Below are 22,992 nucleotides of genomic sequence, written 5' to 3' on the forward strand. Positions count from 1 at the left end.
AAGTTGCTTTTTTGCCAATTCATTTGCTAAAAAACATATCAGGTAAATTTTATAACAGACTTATTTTCTCCTCAGAAAAGTGCTAATTATCTATCTAAAATTATTAGTTTTTAAATAAAAGTGGCGCAAATTCTCTAAAGCTACGACGCCAGGTTTGAAATTCATGGGCAGTTCCTTCTGAAATGTAGGAAACAGCATTAAAACCGGCATTTTTAAGTTTTGAAGTTGCTTCTTTGATAGCTTCAGGACGCTCTTTGCTTCCACAGCTTAAAAAGATAAGTTTTGCTTTTGATTTATCCTTTATATCCTCAGGGCTGTATGTTCCGCCGCTAAGAAGCGCATAATGAGAGAAAACGTCAGGTTTGTTAAGTGTGATTGTTTTTGTTTCCATACCGCCCATAGACAAACCTGCCATAGCACGATTGGCGGGATTAGCTGCAGTACGGAAATTGGAATCAACATACGGAATTAATTCATCAACCAGAACAGTCTGAAAAGGTTCAATTTTGAAACTTGACATGCCTCCAAATTTAATTTCATTTGTCATACCGTAAGTCATTACAATAATGAAAGGTTTTATTTTGCCTTCTGCGATCATATTATCCATAATTAAATTGACACGTCCCTGATTGCTCCACGCAGTTTCATCCTCTCCCCATCCATGCTGCAAATACAAAACAGGATATTTCGCTGACTTATCTTTATGATAACCAGGCGGTGTGTACACAAAAGCTCTTCTTGATGTATTGGTACTTTTTGAAGGAAAAAGGATTTGCTGTACATTGCCATGCGGAACCTCTTTTAACGCATAAAAATCTTTATCATGAGCTGGTACTTCTATACCGCTTTCCCAGCGGGTAGAACCATAAAAATTCAATGCACCGGGATCGTTAAATACACCTCCGTCAACTGTCACATGATAATAATGAAACCCTTCATCCATTGGTCCTGCAGTTGTACCTCTCCAAAAACCGTCCTGCTCCTTTACCAATTCAGTTCCTCCTTTTGCTCCTCCTAATCCTAAACTGACTACAACAGATTTAGCATCTGGAGCCTTTATTTGAAATCTTCCATAACCTTGAGAATTCACCTGAGGATATTCCTGTCCAGGCTGATTAACAGAAGATGGCTTAAAATCTTCAGCAATCGCAGTTGGACTTGTTTGTGCAAAACCCGCAGTGCCAGATAAAATTACTATCAATAACACTATAATTGAATATTGTTTCATGGTTTATATTTTTTTAATTATTTGAATATAAGAGGAGCAAATTCATTTAAACTTCTCCTCCAGCTTTGCCATTCGTGTGCTGTTGAAGGAGAAATATAAAAATGAGTCTTTAAACCTTCTTTTTGTAAACTTTCTGTATTTGCCTTTGGATCTCCACCGAAACCTTCTCTTCGGTTGTCAAGTTCATGACTGCCATAACTCACAAATAAAAGTTTTGTTTTTTCCTTAAATTGAGGAGCATTCTTAATATCATCCGCATTAATACTTCCTCCACTGAACATTCCAACATAAGCAAAAATATCAGGATTGGCCAGGGTTATAACACGAGTTTGCATACCCCCCATAGATAATCCTGCCATAGCACGGTGTGATTGTTTGGCAACGGTGCGATATGTGGCATCAATCATTGGAATAATTTCACCAATTAAAGTTTTAGAAAATTGATCTGCCCATCCTTTTGGAGGCCACTCTCCTTTTTCACGCTGTTCCTGGGTTACTGCAGCAGATTGAACTGGTCGGGTCCAGGTTCCGTTATCCATTACGATAATAAAAGGTGTTGCTTTTCCTTCTGCAATTAAATTGTCCATGATAAGATTAGCGTGACCCTGGCTTGACCAACCCGTTTCATTTTCGCCACCGCCATGTTGTAAGTACAAAACTGGATAGCGTTTATTGCTTCCGTCATATCCTGGCGGAGTATAAACAAAACAACGACGCATCGTATTGTTGATTTTAGAAAAATAAATATGTTCTCTAACCTGACCATGAGCTACATTTTTAAGTGCATAAAAATCCTGGTCTTTGGCAGGAACTTCAATTCCGCTACCCCAACGGCTCGCTCCATAATAATACATGCTGCCGGGATCCGGAACATCAGCGCCATCAATATTTAACTGATAATAATGAAATCCTTCATCCTGAGGTGCTGATTCTCCTGTCCATACTCCTTTGGAATCTTTTACAAGATCATATTTTTTGCCTCCAATATCCAGCTTAACACTTTTTGCCTCAGGAGCAGTAATTTGTACTCTTAACATTCCTTGTGAATTTACCTGCGGATATTGCTTTCCTTCCTGTGTGGTAGCCGAAATTTTAAAATCATCCACTACAGTAGCATTCACTTGTGCTATAGAAACTTCTATTGTTGCTATAGACAATACAATAATAACTAAAGATTTATAGTTCATTTTTTTAAAGTTTAGGTTCAAATTAATTTACTTGCGGAGTTATAATTTTATAGTTTCCACTAAGATGCATCATACTGAATAAATACATTAGACCATCGTAGTATGGGTCGAAATAACCATCTTCATAAGGTTCAAGTTTAGCATTCCAAACAGCATGAACAAAGTCCATATTTCCTTTCTCGTGATTCACTAAAGATGCAGTAGCAGCCGTTGCTACCAAACCAATAGAATGTCTCAGTTTTTTTATCGGACCTGCCTGAAGTATCCACTCAGGAGTAGAACCATCCAGATTAAATTGATCTTCATAAGTATCTAATCCCTTGGATCTAAGAAAATTTTGAAATCTTTTGGCATAATCTTCCTGCCATTTTTTATCTTTTCCATACCAGGTATAATCCATAGCAATATTCATAGGAACACGCCATGAATCATAACGAAATGCCGCCGGCATCCATGGTGTAGAATGCGGTTCACCACTAAACTCAGTATAATCTGCATTTAAACCTGTTACAGGGTGGCAGGCTTTATGTAAAAAATTACGGGAAACCTCAGCACATTCTTTATAAAACTGCTCGTGTCCATCTTTCGCATAAACAGCCCATATTTCATAAAATGCCGGAAGATGATAAGAAGGATCTGTCCATTTATATCCTCCGCCTTCAGGCACGAAAGATATTTGCTTATGTTCCGTATTTATAAGATTATAGATATTACCAGTGCCATCTTTTTTCCACATGGCATCTAATATTCTTTTTGCTTCGCTGTAATAATTTATTCCTGTATCATTACCCCATTTATTAGAGGCAAAAAGCAAACTGGTGATATAATACAATTCCCCATCTGAAGCAGAACCAGGCGAATTTTGTTTTTTGGTTTCGGGATTTACACTCCAGGCAAAATAACCTTCTCTTGGTCCGTCCTGATGCTGCATGTATTTGGCAGACCATCTCCAGATACGATCAAAAACTTCTTTTTTATTAAGTTGAACGGCAATCATCATCCCATAGGACATACCTTCGGTGCGTGCATCTTTATTTTTTACATCAGAAACGTATCCTAAACCATCACCGTCTTCAAAATACACCCGGTTTGGTCCCTCGAAAACATCATAATAAGCCTTGGCTAATTTCTTGTCTATATCAGTTTGACTATAACCTGCTTCCTTAAAAAGGTTACGATATTGAGGTGCTTTTAATTCAGATTTTTCTGTTTTCTTTTTATTTTGACTACTAGCCAAAAGAGGAATAGCAAACATGAAAATCAGTGTGAAAAATCGCAATCTGATCAGGCATTTACTTTTAAAATTTTTATTTATCATGTTTGTTTTTTTAATATTTTATTCTAAACCAATCAAAATCAGCATATCCGCCTACATTTTTTGTAGCATAATTAAACAAGCCAAAACGATATCCCATAAAATGTGGAAGTGTATATTTCATTTTTAAGGTTTCACCAATTGGAGTCCAGATTTTTCCATCCAGACTATAATAGAAGTTCGCTTCATCTTTTTTATTGGTGAAATCACAATCAATCCTGAAATAAACCTGGTTTTGATTTAAAGCAATTCGCTGTACTTCATTAGCTTTATCTTTGTTAGAATTTACCATCACTATTGATTTTTGGCCATTTTCGACTTTCACGCCTACTAATCCATAGTCTTTTTGTAAAGCACTTAATCCGGCAAAATCGCCTTCTTTCATGTTTGAAACATCCAGTAAAACAGAGCCTGAGCTTGTAGGTCCAATAGTGCGTTGTGTAAGTGTATTTCTTGCTGAAACAAAATCAGTATCGAGTCTTCCGGTTTTAAGGCGTAAAAATCCTTTTCTTTCTTTTAATGACCAAAGTGTATTATCCGGATTGTGATTCCATTGCCAGGCTAAAGGAAGTGTCTCTTTCCCTTTCTTGCGATTAAATTCATCAGAATCAACCAAATTTGGAATTAGACTTTTATTGGCAGGCAGGTCTATTTGTTCCGGAACTTTACCATTTTCACCTAATATTGGCCAGCCATTTTCCCATTTTACAGGAACGAGGTAGGGAATTCGGCCTACAGCACCAAAATCACGAAAAAGGTAGGAGAACCAGCGTCCGTCAGGTGTGTCAATAAGTCCACCCTGAGCAACGCCTAAATCCTGCAGACCTACTTTTCCTTCCCATGGTCCATTGATATTGTCCGCTCTGTGAATAACTACAGTCCGCATTCCTCCTTGTGGCCAACAAATATTAAATAAATAATATTTCCCATTTACTTTAAATAACTGTGACCCTTCTGCCCCTAACATAATGTTGTCTCCAGCTGGTTTACTGGCATTTTCTATAATAACTTTTTCAGCAGAACCTTCCCTTATTCCCGTGAGATCGTCATTTAATTCTACTAATTTAATTTTGCCGGCCCCATAAATTAAATACGCTTTTCCATTGTCATCAAAAAATAAGGAATGGTCATGATAGGATGGTTTAAAAGAAACTCTTTGCCAATTTCCTTTTTCTATATCTTCTGTTTTGAAAATATATGTTTCTCCTGTTGTTCCGGAAAAAGTTGTCACATAATACATACCGTTATGGAAACGTAAACAGCTTGCCCAGGAACCTCTTCCATAGGTGCTTTTTCCTTCAGTCAAATTTAACTCCGGGGTATCAGCCAATCTATCATAGGCATAATTAATCAGTTTCCAGTTAACCAGATCGGTCGATTTCATAATAGGCAGTCCGGGACTCATGTGCATTGTTGTGCTGCTCATATAATAATTTTTACCCACCCTTATAATTGAAGGATCCGGAACATCAGCAAAAATAATTGGATTTTTAGCTTGTTTATCCTGTTGTGCAACTACATTATTGAGGCTAATGCCAAAAAGTACAATCGCTAATACTAAAATGATTTTATTTTTCATTGAAATAGTTAATTATGAAAATTGAATTACTTAATTTTTGCTACCCCTTCAGTGGTTTGTACTATCTTTTTGATAGTTCCATCAGGGTTATAATACATATAATCTACACAAACAGCACGTCTGTAACTTCCTCCCGTAGGTAAAGTTCCATTATGGTAAAAGAAGTAAGATTTGCCTTTATAATCAACAATACCAGGATGTGTTGTAAAACTGTTTGTTACACTCCCTTGTAGTTGACCCTGATGTTTCCAAGGACCAGTTGGACTGTCTGAAGTACAGTATTCTATAGTTTCTGCCTTCTCTCCTCTACTGGCATATACTAAATAATATATTCCTTTTCGTTTGTATACCCAGGGTCCTTCAATATAATTTTCAGGTTTAAAAGTATTGATAGCGCCATCGATTTCCGTCATGCTCGATTTAAGTTTGACCCATTTACAACTTCCATTGCCCCAGTACATATAAGCTTGTCCATCATCATCAACAAAAACTGTAGGATCTATATCATCCCACGAATGCTTATTATCTGTAGTCATTTCATTAATAACTAACGCTTTCCCGATTGCATCTTTAAACGGACCTACAGGTGAGTCAGAAACAGCTACACCAATTGCGGCACCACCTTTGCTTACGCCATCATCCTTGTGAAAAGTAGAAACAAACCAGTAAAATTTTCCATTTCTTTCAATACACTGAGCTGCATATGCGTCTCCTGTAGCCCAAGGAAAAGTACCTGGAGAAAGCAATGCTCCGTGGTCTTTCCACGTCGCCATGTTAGTTGTAGAAAACACATGCCAGTCGGCCATCTTGTAATTAGTGTCTTCTGTAGTTGCTACGTCGTGTCCTGTATATAAATAGAGAGTGCCCTTATGTACAATTGGGGAAGGATCTGCAGTAAAAATATGGGTGATGATAGGATTTTGTGCTGTTATTTTAATCGATACACAACAAAATATCAGTAGAATCTTAATATTAGATTTCATGTTATAGTTTTTTTGGTTATAATGGTTATTTGTTTTTTCTCAATTTATCTTACTTCTTTACCTGAACTTGCTTACCCGTATATTTTATTATTTTGGCAGCATTATTATTCTGTTGTCCTGATATCCATATAATATTCATCGTATATTCTGCTGTCTGACCATTATAGTTGCCACTTTGTTTTCTTATAGTCAGAGTTTGGTTCTTTTCATTCCATGTTATCGGAATTTCTATATATTTTCCTTTTTCGTAATTGTAATTATCTCCTTCATCATTATAGTAAATAAAACTTCCATCTTTTCCCGTATACACACGAATTTCAAGTTCATCCTGCTTAACCTGCGTATTCTGAATTACATTTCCCATAGCCACAATCGAACCTTCTTTTACAAAAACCGGTATTTTGTCCAATGGTGCTGGTGATGCGATAGTTTGTCCTCCTTCAAATCTTTTGCCGGTCCAGAAATCGTACCACGCATTTTGCTTTGGCAAGTAAACATTCCACTGCGTTACATCAGGAGCAGTAACAGGGGCTATCAAAAATGCTTTACCAAACATATATTGATAAGCCTGACTTACAGCAGTTTTATCATCATTAAAATCCATGATTAATGGACGCATCAAAGTGGAATTGTTCTTAGATATCTGCCAGGCTTCTGAATAGATATAAGGCAATAATTGATATCGAAGGTTCATCATAGAACGCATATTATTCTCTACCTTTTCTCCATATTTCCAGGGTTCCGTTTCTGTTTGATAGCCATGGATACGGAATATCGGATTAAAAACTGCCCATTGAAACCAACGAGTCAGTATTTGATGATATTTTTCATCTTTATACTGTCCTGATCCCGGACGGAAAAACCCACCAATATCGGTAGTCCAATAAGGCATTCCTGTAACATTATAATTTAAACCTGCAACGATTTGACGTTTATAAGTATCCCAGTCCCAGCCTATATCACCCGACCAATTGATTGTACCATAACGCTGCTGCCCTAAAAATGCAGAACGGGTAAGAATCGTTACCCTTTTTTCAGGATTGGTATTTCTTTGACCTTCATAAACTGCTTTACTAACAAATAGTGGATATGTTAATCTATAAAAATCGCCTAATCCAAAATAAGTTTGTTTGCCTCTTAACGCATCATTTTCTGGCTCAGTTGCATCCATCCACCAAGAGTCTACTCCAAGTGAAAATAAATTTTTATCAAGTGCGTTCCAATGTGTTTTTTGTGCTTCCGGGTTATAAATATCTACCCACGGACTATTAGGAATAAATAAGTTTTTCGATACATATTCTTTACCAATTTCTGATTCCTTATTCAAATTTTCCCAAACCGAAACAGAAAAGTGGGCATTTAAATCATGAATTTCTTTTATAAACTTTTCAGGTTCAGGATAATGAGTTTCATCAAATTTAGGCACGCCCCAACCATATTTTCCCCAATATTGCCAGTCTTGTACAATGACATCTACAGGCAGGTTACGTTTTCTGAATTCTTTAATTGTTGAAACCAAATGTTCTCCTGAAGTATATCGTTCACGACACTGCCAGAATCCAAAGGCCCATTTCGGCAACATAGGTACATTCCCGGTAAGGTTACGGTAATTCGCTATAATTTCATCTGTATCTTTTCCTGCAAAAACAACATAATCAAGCGATTTGGCATTAGGAGAATTAAAAACAGTTTCGTCATTAGAAAGTTTCAAACTAAGAGAGGGTGTATTACTTGCTTTGCAAACCACTTTTACAGTGTGATCACCTGCTTTTAACTCAACCAATTTACTCACCGCCGGAGGCAGCCATAAATTAGATTGATTGATTACATCTGTACCGTCAATTAAAACTAAATGCCGGCTATCCATGTCTCCAAGATCCAGCATTAATGAATATTCTCCGTCTTTAGCTATTGAGAAATTGCCGGAATATACAGATTGTTGTTGCGAAACTTTTTGTGTCCCTGAGGTCGTGCTTACTTCAACTTCGCGTTTTTCACCTTCATTTATAGTATTTTTAACTAAAGTAATATTTTGATTGGTCGGGTTGAAATAAGTGAGACCATACTGATGCCATAACAAACCATACCCTTTATTAGATACCAAAAATGGAATAGCGATCTGTGTATTGACCTGGATTAATTTTCGGGTTGTATTTTTTAGATTATAAAAACCATCCTGAAACTGTCCTAATCCAAACAAATATTCATCTTTAGGAGATTCAAAGCCTTGTTCTGCAACAAAACAAGATTCGCCCATAATACTAGCAGGTTTTAATATTCTTGAATTTGCTTTTTCTTTTAGAAAAACTTTATCGGATTTATCACTATATTCAATAACCCCTGTCTTTTTATTTAAGGTAACTGTTATTCCTTTTGTGCTAAGTTTTAAATTATCTAAAGATTCTTTTAATTTAAACTTTGGAACTTTGTATTTGTTTATAAAAACAAACTCCTGTGCTTCTTTTACATTTCCTATTTGATACTGTATTCGTATTGATTTTTCAGTAAGAGGGATTATGTTTAGCACACCATTAGATAATTCAACAGATAATTTATCTTTACTTAAAGTATGCTTTTTATACTCTTGTGCACTAATTGAAGTGAACAAAAAGCTTAAAAGTAAAATGTATACAGTCTTTTGCATTTTTATATATTTAAATTATCAGTTATTCTATTGGAATTAATGAAATCGCAAAGCCTCCACGGCGAAGTAATTTTATATCAATTGTTGAATTTTTATTTACAGCCATTACTTTTGAATCAAAGGTCTTATCGTGTTTGCCATCAGCAATTAAAACGGCGCGATAAATTATTCCTTCCTTTAAAAATTCCAGTCTAATTTTTTTCGTTATTTCTTTACGCTCAGAAGCAGAAATTCCTCCAATATACCAGCTAGTTCCTTTTTGGCGTGCTATCGTTACATCCTGACCTGGATATCCATCAATAAGTTTTGTATTATCCCAGGTTGTTGGTACTTCTTTCAAAAAAGTTTTTGCTTCATCGGGTAATTCGTAATATCCTTCCGGTCTGTCTGCCAAATGTTGCAATGGAGATTCAAAAATTACCGCAAGAGCCAGCTCGTGTCCATAAGAAGTAAGATGTGGATATTGAGAATTAGTAAAAGTAACAGGAGTATAATCCATTGCTCCTACTACATTTCTTGTAAAAGGCAAAATTGTATTATGTTCTGGTGCTGTAGTCGAAAATTCAGGACCGTTGTTATACCATTCTGCACCGCGAACTGCTTCATAAGTCATTAAGTTAGGATAGGTGCGTGACCAGCCACGTGGTACGATACAACCATGAAAATACACCATCATTTCAAATTCTGCTGCATCTTCTAAAATATCAAGATAGTATTGAATCATATCTTGTTTTTCACTTTCAAAAAAATCTACTTTAACTCCTGCTACACCTAATTTTTTGAGTTTTGTAAATTCTTCTACTCTGTTTTTATGAGTAAGCATCCTGTCTTTTGGCGTAGAAGATACCCAAGTATGATTTCCTCCTGAATTGTACCACATTAATGGTTTTATTCCTTTTGAATGTATGTATTTTAAAGCATCTTCCAGATTTCCACCATTAGACATAGAATCCCATTCCCAGTCTAAAAGCGTGTAAGGCCAATTCATTTTTACAGCTAAATCGGCAAATTCACATACAGTTTTATAATCTTTAGTTCCATGATTACTTGACCAGTAATTCCAGGATACTTTGCCTGGCTTTATCCATTGTGTATTTTTAAAAAGAGTTGGAGTTGATACATCTTCAACCAGAGTACTTTCTACAATATCAGATAAACTGCCAATCGTAATTACTCTCCATGGTGATTGCCATGGAAGTGAAATACGAGGTTTTGATTCACCTGTTCCTCTGGCGTCTTTTGGATCTGGAAAAGTAAGTTTATAACTATTGATATCAGTTGTATTGCTTAATTTTGTACCACAGTAAGTACGATCTAAATCAGCTTCATGTAACAGAAACCAAGAGGATTGATCAGACGAATTAAACAATGCCGGATAACACCACTCTTGCTGAATTATCTTATCATTATTCGAAACATCATACAAACCCTCATTCGCAGCATTCCATTTTTCCAGCCATCTTTTACTTTCTTTTGGAATCTGGTAAGCTGTAAATTCATCATTAATACTATAAGAGCCTTGCTTTTCTGGAAATTCATATCGAAATGTAATTCCATCATTATACGCTCTGACAATAAGATTCAATTTTGCTTTACTCGGATTTTCAAAAGAAACAATAACTTCATTGGCTGCATTTTCACGTACTGATTTTTTACCGAAAGGAAGTTCATAATGCTCCTTTATCAGTTTGGGTTTCGTGGCTTTTAAAAAAAGAAGTTCTTTAAAAAAATCCTGATCACTTCTTGAAAGTCCTAAATCTACTTTTGGGAGTATTTCAGATGTACTTTTATCCGTTTGGTAAGATACTTTCAAATACCATTGTCCTTTTTTATTTGCATCAATACTATGAAGAGATCCCACAATTTTTTTATTGGGCGACTTTACAACTATTTGTTGCGCAGATGCATAGCAAAAGCTCAAAATAACAGAAGCAACTAATACTATTTTTAATTTAATCATTTTTAAGTTCAATTAATTTTGATATATCCTGCCTGCCCCGCATTTGAGTCGTTACTTGATCTAAAATACCATACTCATAAGGCACTCGCCTTGCTTTCGTGATAAATTCTGCAGTACAATTAATATGGATTTGTAAACTACTTTTTCTTATTTAAGATTTCGAGCATCTTTGTCGCATATCGCTTTCCTAATAATCTGTATCCTTCCGCTGAAAAATGCAGATTATCATCGCCATCAGGACAACCGCTGGATGATATGACATAGGAATTTGCAATTGTTTGGGGTAAAGTGGCAATTATAGTATTCATGCTGGCGCAGACACCACCCTGATCGGCGTGTACAACTTCTCCTGCCAGTAATGGCGTCGTTGAGGCATTAAGCTTGAGATCTTTTAACAAGTTATCATAAACTACTTTAACCTTTTTTGTCCATAGCGTATCATTTGTATTTGATTCTCCCTGATGCAATAATATTCCTTTAATAACGCCGTCTTTTGAGCAATTTTCGCCATTTCTATCAACGTCCCATACGGGTTTCCTTCGTAAGGAGCAGCAAATGATTTTAACCAATCAGGAGCTGTACTAAGATAAGTTTGATAATTATCCTTATCAAAAAGTTCTATCTTACAACCTCCAACTGCTACATTTATTACGCCAATTGTTACATCTTTAGGCAAATTTGCAATCATTTCTTTACCGAAATAATCGGCAGGACTTAAACCGGAATTACATCTGTTTAATGGCGGTACAGCAGTATACCATTGCCCTTTTTTTCTTTTAAGATTATCGCAATCAATTGCCTGCAAAACTTTAAAACGTTCATTCGAAACTGTATCCTGAGCTTCAAACTTAGCAAACCCTTCCATATTGGACTGGCCTATACACAGATAAATATGAAACTTAGGATTTTGGGCATATGTATTTATTCCAAAAAGCAGTACTGCAAAAGCAAACAACAGATTCAATTTTTTTATCATTTTTATCATTTTTAAAATTTTAAAAAATTATTTATTTACTTATAAATGTGTAAACATTCCCTTTTTTTGTTGGAATATCAACCAATACGGTAGGTTTAAGTTCCAGTGGTTTTATAGTAGATTTCTCCGAGATAATGGCAGCTGCCGTTTCTTCAACAAAATAAAAAGGATTCGGATTTTCTCCTTTTGCAACTTCCAGCTTGCCCGATTTTAGTATCAGATTATTTGGCAAGCGCAGTCTTAAATTCCCACCCAATGCCGATTTAACAACTAACTTGATAAGTTGAGCGTTTTTCCATTTCATTTCTACAATTTCGAATCCGCCTCTGGCTCGAATTCCTTCAACACTGCCTTCTGGCCAAACATCTGGTAATGCGGGAAGAAGATGAATAGCTCCATCAGAACTTTGCACAAGCATTTCGGTTATGCCTGAAGTACATCCAAAATTTCCATCAATTTGAAAAGGAGGATGTGCATCAAAAAGATTATTATAAGTTCCGCCCCCTTCACGATTGACTCCCAAAGGCGTGAGTTGATTTTTTATAAGAGAGTAAGCATGATTTCCATCTTGAAGTTTTGCCCACCAGTTTATTTTCCAGCCCATACTCCATCCCGTTGAAACATCGCCACGCTGAAGCAAAGTATTCTTGGAAGCAGCAAATAATTCAGGAGTTTTATAAGCTGATATCTGATTGGAAGGAAATAACCCGTATAAATGAGAAACATGGCGATGGTTATCTTTAGGATCATCAATATCGTCAAGCCATTCCTGAAGCTGATTGTGTTTACCAACATGCATTGGAGCAAGCCTGCTTCGAAATTGTTTTAAAGTGTCTATTAGAGCAGCATCTTCTTTTAAAATTTCTGCTGCCTTGATTGTAGTAGTAAAAACATCATAAACAATTTGATTGTCCATAGTTGTTCCTGCATCGAGCGATGAACCATTATGAGCTTGAGGAGCATTTTCAGGTGAATTGCCCGGATTTACAACCAGCCACTTATATTTAGGATGTTCTACAAGAAAGTCTACGTAAAATAATGCTGCACCTTTTAATATCGGATAAGAAGCTGTTAAAAATTCTTTGTCACCAGTATAGAGATAGTGTTCCCATAAATGCTGGCTTGTCCATCCGCCACCGGCTGTCCATAATCCCCAGGCAGCAGCATCTATTGATCCAGTTACACGCCAAATATCGGTATTATGATGTGCCATCCATCCTCTTGTACCATACATGATTTTCGCCGTTTCTTGTCCGGTAACTGATAACTCTTTTACCATCTTTAAAAAAGGTTCGTGCAATTCTGACAAATTGGTTTTCTCTGCCGGCCAATAATTCATTTCAGCATTTATGTTGATTGTATATTTGCTGTCCCACGCCGGTTTAAGACTATTATTCCAAATACCCTGAAGATTAGCAGGCTGTCCTCCTGGCTGCGAAGATGATATCAGCAAATACCTGCCATACTGATAATATAATGCTACAAATTGAGGATCATTTGTATTCCTGAAATTTTTCAATCGCACATCCGTTGGTAAATTAGCCTCCGGAGTAACTCCTAAATCTAACTTAACCCGATTAAAATATTTCTGATAAGCTGCAATATGTGATTTTTTGATAGACTTATAGGATTTGCCATACGATTTGTTCATATAATCAGCCGCACGTTTCACTTCATCACCACTTACATCCTTATAATTATTAAAATTAGTCGCTATGGATATAAAAATAGTAACTGCATTTGCGTCTTTTACAATAAGTGAATCGTTTGTCTGTTCTAATCTTCCGCCATCCAATTTAATTCGGGTAATCCCTTTAAAGTTAATTAAACTTTTTACTCCTTCATGATCGCTTGTACGACCAGTAATTTCAAGATCTTTTGATGCATTTACTGTAAAATTCTTTTCCTTGTGAGGAGAAGTGTAACTAGCAGTAAAAGAAATTTTGTCTTTTTTATTGGCTGATATATGAATTATAATAACCCTTTCAGAAAATGAAACAAAAGCCTCCCGGGTATAAGTCACACCGTCAACATCATAGCTGGTTTTTGCAATTGCGTTTTGTATATCAAGTTCCCGTCTGTAATTAGCATATTTTTCATGACCTGCAAAATTCAAATTAAGATTTCCTACAGGCTGAAACATTTGACCATGTGATTTTTTTGTTGTAAAAGTCTGATTGGCTAATTTTTCCGCATCCTTATGTTTTCCTTCAAAAATCATTTTCCTGATTTCAGGCAAAGATGCTAAAGCATCCGGATTATTATTTTCATTAGGTCCGCCGCTCCAAACGGTATTCTCATTCAACTGTATAATTTCATTTTCAACATTTCCATACACCATTGCACCTAAAAAGCCATTGCCAATTGGCAGGGCATTTTCCCAAGTCTTCCCTGAGGGTTCTGTATACCAAAGCTTAAGATTCTTATTATCCTGAGAGAAACTAATAAGGAATAAAAAGAATGAGAATATTGAAAATATTTTTTTCATATTTATTTGAATTTCGATTTTATTAAAGCTGACTCTTAAAATTATTCTCTTTTAAATATTTGATAATTTCTTCCGAAGCATTTTTACTGGTAAATCCAAATTTTTCGTCCAGAACCGAAGCCGGAGCTGAATACCCAAAATGATCAAGACCAAATACTCTTCCATTGTTTCCAGCCAGACTTTCCAAATTAACAGGCAGACCAGCTGTGAGCCCGAAAACCAGTCCGTCTTTTGGAATTACGCTTTGCTGGTATTCTTTTGATTGAGATCTGAAAAGTCCTTCAGAAATTATTGATGCTACATTTATTTTAATTTGCATGGTTTTTTCGATTTCAGATGCAGCTTCAATAAGAGTGGCTACTTCTGATCCATTTGCGATTAATGTAATATCAGGATTTTGAACGGATTTGACCAGATACCCTCCTTTTTTAGACTGAAGAGCATCCTCAAACCTAGAACCTCCACTGGTTGGAAGATCTTTAATATCCTGTCTGGAAAAAATCAAACCTGTTGGTGTTTTTTTGTTTTCCAATGCCATTTGCCAAGCTACAGAAGTTTCAACAGCATCAGCAGGTCGTAAAGCCAATAAGCTTTTATCACCTGAATGATTTTTTATTTTCTCCAGCAATCTGATTTGTGCTTCCTGTTCTATAGGCTGGTGTGTAGGGCCATCTTCTCCAACCCGGAAAGAATCATGTGTCCAGACATATTTTACAGGCAATTCCTGAATAGCTGCCAGACGTATTGCTGGTTTCATATAGTCCGAAAACACAAAAAATGTAGCTACTACAGGAATGACACCCCCATGAAGCGCAATACCGTTGGCAATTGCTGCCATTGTTAATTCGGCAACACCAGCTTGTAAAAAACCACCGCTAAAATCATCCTTTTTCAGTACAGATGATTTTTTTAGGAAACCATCCGTTTTGTCGCTATTGGATAAATCCGCAGAAGAAACAATCATGTTTTCAACATTTTCTGCCAGATATCCCAAAACAGCTGCAGAAGCATCACGCGTTGCTGCATTTGCTTTTTGAATTATACTGCTAAAATCCAAATCTGGCAAATCACCTGCAAAAAACTGATTAATCTTTTGCGCTAATGCTGTATTTTTTGCTTCCCAATTTGAAAAATTTGCTTTTCTGTTTGCTGCCTCTTCTGCTTTTTTAGTTAAGACGGTAGCATAATGTGCTGCAACATCATCATAAATTGAAAATGAATCTTCCGGATTTGCCCCCAGATTAAGCAGTGTTGATTTAAAACACGCTTTTGTTCCTCCAATAGGTTTTCCGTGCAATTCACATTGCCCTTCATACATTGCTCCATCAGCCGTAACACAACCTTTGCCCATTATAGTCCTTCCGATAATCAGTGTTGGCCTTTCCAATTCGGCATTGGCGGCATTCAGTGCTGAGCGAATATGAGTATGACTATGTCCATCAATGGTAATAACTTTCCAACCCCATGATTCATATTTCATTGCAGTATTCTCCGTTGTTACTTCATCTGTCATTGAGGAAAGCTGCACATCATTTGAATCATAGAACATAATAAAATTGTTAAGTCCCAAATGTCCTGCAATTCTACCTGCTCCTTGTGAAATCTCTTCCTGAACACCACCATCTGTTATGAAACCATAAATTTTATGATCAAATAAATTATCAAATCTGGCAGATAAAAATTTAGCAGCGATTGCAGCTCCAACACCCATTGCATGCCCCTGCCCTAATGGTCCTGAGGTGTTTTCAATTCCTCTTTTTACATCAATTTCGGGATGGCCAGGTGTTACTGAACCCCATTGTCTGAAATTTTGAAGATCTGTTTTTTCATAGTTTCCCAATAAATAATATTGTGCATACATTAACGCTGAAAGGTGACCGGCATCCATAAAGAAACGATCCCTAAAGATCCAATTCATATCAGTTGGATCATACTTTAAATATTCTGTATATAAAATATGCATAAAATCAGCGCCTCCCATGGAACCTCCCGGATGCCCTGAATTTGCTTTTTCTACCATAGAAATGGCTAATGCACGTATATTATCTGCTGCTAATTGGTCAATTTTATTATTCATTTTAATGATTTGTTTTGTATTATATGATTGATGATAAGCATATCAATTATGATGTGTTATTTTAAACCATGATATTGATTATTTATAATTTAAGATTCGATTCAAAAGGTGAAGCGGGTAAATTTTCTTTATTGTAGAAATTGGCTCCTTCCGGATTATCTGCCCATGCATACCGAACTTTGGCTGGACTTGGTACAGCATCATTCCATACTATAATTTTATCGCCTTCTATAGTTGCATTTGCCCATACAAAATTTCCATCACTACCAGCAATTGCAAATCCTTTTAGTGTACCACTATCCTTCGCTATCAAACCTGTTCCAACATCGGTAAAACTTAAAATTAATTTGTTCTCTTTTTTTTCCATTGACTTAAACAAAGGCCCGGAAGCAACTAAATTTTTCTCACCATAAGCTATTTTTCTTGCTTGTAAGGCGAGTCTTTTTCCAACGTCATATTTATTTAAAGGATGAATGTCATTCCATTCTCCTAAATCTACTGTTACAGCCAAACCAGTTTTGGGAACTGTAAGTAGATTTTTTTGTTGTTGTCTCAATTGAGCCCAATTGCTTTCTCCCGGATTAGGTTTCACTTCCATAAAATTGGCTAGCTGAACAAGTAAAAAAGGTAATTTATCCTGTTTCCATTGTGTCCTCCAATTTGCTATTAAAGTTTCCATCAACGCTGAATATTCTAATGGTTTCCCGGTACTCGATTCACCCTGATACCAAAGAACACCTTTAATTGAATAGTTCTTTAAAGGTGCAATCATGGCATTATAAAGCCCTACCGGTTTCCATCTCACAAAAGTTTGGGATGGCAATGGCGACATTTTGGCTCCCAGTTCATATTTCCATATTCCTTTTAGATCAAGAGTATCGTTTGCTATTATTAATTCGTAAGGCTTATCTGTAACAAAGCCGCCTTTACCTGAATTATTTATGATACGAACAGTAATTTGATTTTTGCCTTCTTTTAAAATATTCGTATTAAAAGAATAAATTCGTGGAGGATATTGGTAAGAAGTAGTACCAATAAAATGACCATTTACGTACACAGAATCGGCATCTACAATTCTTCCTAATATTAATTTGGCATTTTCTGCCTTAATTGCTGATAATGAAAATTCTTTTTTGAACCAGACAGCACCATTTGTATAGCCTAACTCATTATCTGCCCAATAACCGGGAACATTCATATTTTTCCATGAAGTATCATCTAATGTTGCTTTTGACCAATTGTTTTTTAATCCAATATCCGTATTATTAAGTAAATGATACCAATCTTTATTGACTTTTCTATCATTATTATCAATTTCACTTTCCAGTTTTCCATCTTTGAATTTCAAATATTCCTGATAATATTCCGGAAATTTTCTAACGCTTTCCTCACTTATCCAAGCCTCTGCAGGAGAACCGCCTAGTGCACTATTAATTAATCCAATCGGAATTTTATACTTATCATATATTTCTAATGCAAAGAAATAAGCAACACCCGAAAATTGCAAAACATTGACAGGATTTGCAGCAATCCATTCACCTGATGAAAAGTCTTCTTTTTCATTTGCAAAGTAATATTGATCCGGAACTAAAAATTGCCTGATGTTTGCATTATCTGCCTTCGAAATGTCATCTTTGTATTTATCTTTCAATCTATTCATAGGAAGCTCCATATTAGATTGTCCTGAACAGACCCAAACATCTCCAAAAAGAATATTCTTTACTACAATAGTATTCGATGCCTTAAAAATCATTTCATACGGACCGCCTGCTTTTTGAGATGGAAGTACGATCATCCACTTCCCATCCTGATTGGTAAGTGTTTTATATTTCTTATGATTGAACTCAAGTTCAATTTTTTCATTTGAGGAAGCCCAACCCCAAATCCTAACCTTAGTATCTCTTTGAAGGATCATACCATCACTAATTAAACGAGGCAGTTTTATTTGCGAGTTTACGCATACTCCAATCAATAGCGTAATTATTATTATTATTTTCTTCATGTAATCCGATTAATAAGATATGATTCTAAAATAATTAAAAAAAGCCGAAAGGGATTAAGCTTACGGCCTTAATTTAAAAACTAACACTAACATAGTCACAAACTAATTATTAACACACTTAAAACCAATATTAACGTAAAAAACCAACTCAATATAAATAAAAGCGTTTACATAAATTACATCTCAATAGACAAGCTGCTTTCTCAGTAGTAACTATTCCTATCGGAATTCTATTGTAAATTATTCACCCATTTATTCTGACGTTAAGTCAGCATAATGTTTGATATTAAATTTTATAAAAACTTTGTTTATTGAAATCGAATTAATTATTGTTTTAACAATAAGTGTATTTATTACAAATATAATAAAAACAATTAAAAACACAACCGGTTGTTTGTGTTTTTTTTGCGAGATAGTAAAATAAAATAGAGTAAAAAAACATTATATTTATTTTAAATATTAAAAAAATAAAATAAAAATGATTCTTTAGTTCTTTAATTTTAAAGATTAAGAGAATAATTAAGTAAAAAATATTCAACAAATAAATTTGAATATAAACTTGTTACTGTTTAATAAAGTTTGATTGAAATAATTATCTGAGATTCTAAAATCAATTATTTTTTATTTTAGAAACAGCAATAAAAACATCTGTTTCAGGCATCTTACAAGCTTTATCAATGCAAACATAAATATATGTTTCATTTTCTGTAAAGCGATTTTCTAAAATAGGAAGCTTACTTTCTTGAGTTGCACCTGCAATTAGGATATTAGGAAGATAATAACTCTGCAACTGACTCGCTTTTACAGCAGCATCTTTTCCGGAAACAGCAACTTCAAAATAATTATCAGTATAATTTAGCATCAAATTCAGCCAATTGTAATATTCTGTTGGTGATTCCAATGCGTCATTTTTTACATTATTTAGCATTTTTTGGGCATTTTTCGAATAAGTATTATTAGAATAATAATGACCTAGTAAAAATAAATTATGAGCAAGAATTGAATTGGAAGCTGGAATTACATTGTCAGCGATTTCCATTTTTCTTGCAATTAAATTCGTTGAAGTATTTGAAGTAAAGAAAAACATATTTGATTTCTTATCCCAAAAATGAGTAATGGTATAATCTGTTAACTTCTTAGCCGTATTGAGCCACTTTTCATCTAGTGTAATTTGATAAAGCGCAATAAAAGCATCTATAACTGTAGCATAATCCTCTGAAAAACCAAAAATACTGCTTTTACCTTCTTTGTAGCTGTGATTTAAACTTCCGTCTTTTTGTAGTTGATTATTTAGAATAAAGTTGGCATTTCTTAAAGCAATTTCCTTGTAATGCGGATTTTTGAATGCTCGATAAGCATTAACATAACCCTTTAGCATCAAAGCATTCCAGGAAGTTAATGTTTTATTGTCTAAATGAGGTCCGGATCTCTTGCTTCTTACAGTTAAAAGTATTTGTTTCCAGTTTTTAATTTTGGAATCTAGTTCTTTCAGTGTCAATTTATTTTTGAGAGCAAAATCTTTATTGGATTGGTTTTTAAATAAAATATAGTTTTTATTTTCCCATAGACCATTTTCATTAATATTAAAATACTCTTGAAAAAGAGAGTAATCAGATTTTAACACCGCTTGTAATTCTTCCTTCTTCCATGCATAATAAACACCTTCTTCCAGTTTTTTTTCTTTGTTTTTGCTATCGGCGTCCAAAGAAGAATAAAAAGCTCCATTTGAGGCCATTAATTCTTTTTCTATAAAACTCAGGGTTTCATATACAGTTTTTTTATACAACTCATTTCTGGTAACCAAATAAGCATCAGAATACAAACTTACTAATTGTGCATTATCGTAAAGCATCTTTTCAAAATGTGGGATATGCCATTCAGGATCTACCGAATATCTCGAAAAACCTCCACCAATGTGGTCATAAATTCCACCATCAGCCATTTTTGTCAGTGTCGTCTGTACATATTTTTGAATTAATTTGTCGTTATTCTGAATACAATAACGAAGCAGAAAGCTCAAGGAGCCAGGCATTGGAAATTTGTTTTCTCCCAGTAAGCCCCCCTCTTTATAATCTAATTGGCCCTGCCACAATTTTACTGCATCTGAAACATCTGATTTCTTAAAATTTATTTCATTTGTATTGACTGTAATCAACTGTGATTTTTGAATTCCATCAACTAATTTATCCGCATATTCACTCGCCTTTTTAGGATTTTCTTTATATAAATCAGAGAGATCTGTTAAAGCTTTTATCCATTCCTCCTTAGTAAAATAAGTCCCGCCAAAAATAGGACGCCCGTCTGGCATTGCAATACAGTTTAATGGCCATCCGCCTTTTCCTGTCATCAATTGCACTGCATTCATATATATATGATCAATATCCGGACGCTCTTCTCTATCTACTTTTATACTTATGAAATTATCATTCATTAATTTTGCAACTTCTTCATTTTCAAAACTTTCCTGCTCCATAACATGACACCAATGGCAAGCAGAATATCCTACAGAAATAATAATAAGTTTATTTTCTGCTTTTGCTTTATCTAAAGTTTCTTTGTTCCATGCTTTCCAATCTACTGGATTATGTGCATGCTGCAAAAGATACGGACTAGTTTCATTGATTAAATCATTCGTGAATTTATGATTTTCTTGATCATTATGTTTAGTGTTACAGCTTGTAAAAAAAAAAGTGATAATTAATAAAAGATATAGAATACGCATATAAAAGATAGAATAACTATGGTGGTTTTTTGATTTTTTTAAATTGCAACGCTAAAATAGCAATTTATATTTAATAGATTTACGGAAACTAAATAATGCTTCAAATATGCTATTAAAAGCTTCAAAAATGACAATCTTATTTCAACTTTCAAACTATTTTTATGTTTCGCATTTTGTTAAAATGAGATCAACTAAAACGTTTTAGTTTTTGATAAAAAATGATATTAAAAACATTCCAATCTAAACGATGGGTAAGCAAAAAAAAGCAACCCGTATATTATGAGTAATACATCGCAAAAGCTTTCAGTTCTAGAAAAAATAGGTTACGGTTTAGGTGATTTTGCTGCAAATTTGATTTTTCAGACTTTGCTGACTTTTTTAGCTTTTTTTTACACTGATGTTTACAAAATCCCGGCAGGAACAGCTAGTATTATCATTTTTATTGGTGGTTTTATTGGTGCTTTCTTTAATATTATTATGGGAGTCATTGCTGATCGTACTCAAACACGATGGGGAAAGTTCAGACCTTGGATATTATGGACCGCTTTGCCTTTTGGAATTGCAGCTGTACTTTCTTTTTTGACTCCGGATTTTGGAGCAACAGGAAAGATAATATATACATTGTTAACTTACTTTTTTTTAGTTTTAATTTATTCTGCAAACAATTTGCCATATGTTGCCTTAAGTGGTGTTTTGACTGGTGACATGAAAGAAAGAAATAGTCTGTCCTCCTATCGTTTTGTAGCTGTAATGATAGCGCAATTTATAATTCAGTCACTTTTATTGCCCTTGGTTTTAATTTTAGGACATGGCGATAAAGCCGTTGGTTTTAAAAATACAATGCTAGTATTTGCGGTTGTAGGAGTTATTTGTTTACTAATTACCTTTTTTACCACAAAAGAAAGAATCATACCTGCAAAAAGTCAGGAATCATCCGTTAAGCAAGATTTTATTGATTTGTCTAAAAACGGACCTTGGCTAGTTATGCTGCTGGTTACTATTTTGGTATTTATAACTTTGTCATTAAAAGGGGGAATGTATGTTTTTTATTTTAAATATTATTTAGATCCTGTTGCACAAACTGCTTTTTTGAATAACATTGGTTTTACCACATTTATTGATAAGCTGAATAATTCATTAATAGAAATGGGATTTGTAGATTTTCAGTGGCCAAATGATGCACCAACTTCAGCATTTAGTCTTTTTAATGCCGGGGGTATCATTTTTATGATTTTTGGAATTATGTTTTCAAAATCACTCGCAGATTCCTTTGGCAAAAGAAATATTTACATCACTTTTATTTTTTTATCTGCAATTAGCTTATTGATTTTTAATTTTTACAGCAGAACAGCTATTCTAATGGTTTTTCTGACCCAATTAATACATGGATTTATTTACGGAATAACAATACCATTATTATGGGCTATGATAGCTGATGTTGCTGATTACAGCGAATGGAAAAATAATCGAAGAGCAACTGCAACTGTTTTTTCAGCAATGATTTTCGGACTAAAAATAGGAATAAGTATAGGAGGTGCATTAGGAGCTGCTTTTTTATCCAACTATGGTTATGTTGCTGAAGAAATTAATCAGGTACCAGCAGCTGTAGAGGGCATTAAACTTTCTGTAAGTATATATCCTGGCTTTATATTTATTATAAGCGCAGTTTTATTATGCTTTTACGTAATAGATAAAAAAATGGAAATTCAAATTGAAAAAGACCTAAAGGAAGGAAGACAGACTAAAACTGTTTTATCAGAAATAAAATAAATTTAATATAATATTTTTATACTTTTTAAATTATTTTATAATTCTTTAAGTTCTACTGCAT

14 protein-coding genes are annotated in these 22,992 nt (G+C 34.7%); 1 reads left to right on the forward strand and 13 read right to left on the reverse strand.

Annotated elements, in window-relative coordinates:
• Positions 1-103: 103 nt before the first annotated feature.
• The 13 genes from ABI657_RS04865 to ABI657_RS04925 form a co-directional block, all read right to left on the reverse strand.
• A complete protein-coding gene (locus tag ABI657_RS04865) occupies positions 104-1,228 on the reverse strand; it encodes an alpha/beta hydrolase-fold protein (protein ID WP_348096119.1) in 1,125 nt (374 codons plus the stop codon).
• 17 nt (positions 1,229-1,245) lie between these two features.
• Entirely contained in the window at positions 1,246-2,415 is a 1,170-nt protein-coding gene (locus tag ABI657_RS04870) for an alpha/beta hydrolase-fold protein (protein ID WP_348096120.1), read from the reverse strand.
• Positions 2,416-2,437: 22 nt separating this feature from the next.
• Complete coding sequence (locus ABI657_RS04875) at positions 2,438-3,733, reverse strand: glycosyl hydrolase family 8 (RefSeq protein ID WP_348096121.1); 1,296 nt, start codon at positions 3,731-3,733, stop codon at positions 2,438-2,440.
• 10 nt (positions 3,734-3,743) lie between these two features.
• On the reverse strand, positions 3,744-5,309 hold the full coding sequence (locus ABI657_RS04880; protein ID WP_348096122.1) for a glycoside hydrolase 43 family protein: 1,566 nt from the start codon (positions 5,307-5,309) through the stop codon (positions 3,744-3,746).
• Between the two features lie 26 nt (positions 5,310-5,335).
• A complete protein-coding gene (locus ABI657_RS04885) occupies positions 5,336-6,292 on the reverse strand; it encodes a glycoside hydrolase family 43 protein (protein WP_348096123.1) in 957 nt (318 codons plus the stop codon).
• 49 nt (positions 6,293-6,341) lie between these two features.
• Entirely contained in the window at positions 6,342-8,936 is a 2,595-nt protein-coding gene (locus tag ABI657_RS04890) for a TIM-barrel domain-containing protein (RefSeq protein WP_348096124.1), read from the reverse strand.
• A 22-nt stretch (positions 8,937-8,958) separates the two neighbouring features.
• On the reverse strand, positions 8,959-10,896 hold the full coding sequence (locus ABI657_RS04895) for a glycoside hydrolase family 97 catalytic domain-containing protein (protein WP_348096125.1): 1,938 nt from the start codon (positions 10,894-10,896) through the stop codon (positions 8,959-8,961).
• A 137-nt stretch (positions 10,897-11,033) separates the two neighbouring features.
• Positions 11,034-11,363: a sialate O-acetylesterase gene (locus ABI657_RS04900; protein WP_348096126.1), complete on the reverse strand. Its 330-nt coding sequence runs from the start codon at positions 11,361-11,363 to the stop codon at positions 11,034-11,036.
• Complete coding sequence (locus tag ABI657_RS04905) at positions 11,306-11,872, reverse strand: sialate O-acetylesterase (RefSeq protein WP_348096127.1); 567 nt, start codon at positions 11,870-11,872, stop codon at positions 11,306-11,308. Before ABI657_RS04905 ends, ABI657_RS04900 begins: the two co-directional genes overlap by 58 nt.
• A 31-nt stretch (positions 11,873-11,903) precedes the next feature.
• A complete protein-coding gene (locus ABI657_RS04910; RefSeq protein ID WP_348096128.1) occupies positions 11,904-14,360 on the reverse strand; it encodes a glycoside hydrolase family 95 protein in 2,457 nt (818 codons plus the stop codon).
• Positions 14,361-14,382: 22 nt separating this feature from the next.
• On the reverse strand, positions 14,383-16,437 hold the full coding sequence (locus ABI657_RS04915) for a transketolase (protein WP_348096129.1): 2,055 nt from the start codon (positions 16,435-16,437) through the stop codon (positions 14,383-14,385).
• A gap of 82 nt (positions 16,438-16,519) precedes the next feature.
• A complete protein-coding gene (locus ABI657_RS04920; RefSeq protein WP_348096130.1) occupies positions 16,520-18,439 on the reverse strand; it encodes a sialate O-acetylesterase in 1,920 nt (639 codons plus the stop codon).
• A 610-nt stretch (positions 18,440-19,049) separates the two neighbouring features.
• Positions 19,050-21,161 carry a thioredoxin domain-containing protein gene (locus ABI657_RS04925; protein ID WP_348096131.1) on the reverse strand — a complete coding sequence of 704 codons (2,112 nt, stop codon included), beginning with the start codon at positions 21,159-21,161 and terminating at the stop codon, positions 19,050-19,052.
• 279 nt (positions 21,162-21,440) lie between these two features.
• Between ABI657_RS04925 and ABI657_RS04930 the strand changes: the two genes are divergently transcribed.
• Positions 21,441-22,931 carry an MFS transporter gene (locus tag ABI657_RS04930; protein WP_348096132.1) on the forward strand — a complete coding sequence of 497 codons (1,491 nt, stop codon included), beginning with the start codon at positions 21,441-21,443 and terminating at the stop codon, positions 22,929-22,931.
• Positions 22,932-22,992 lie beyond the last annotated feature (61 nt).

The organism is Flavobacterium sp., from assembly GCF_039930565.1.
In the GTDB taxonomy this organism is placed as follows: Bacteria; Bacteroidota; Bacteroidia; order Flavobacteriales; family Flavobacteriaceae; genus Flavobacterium.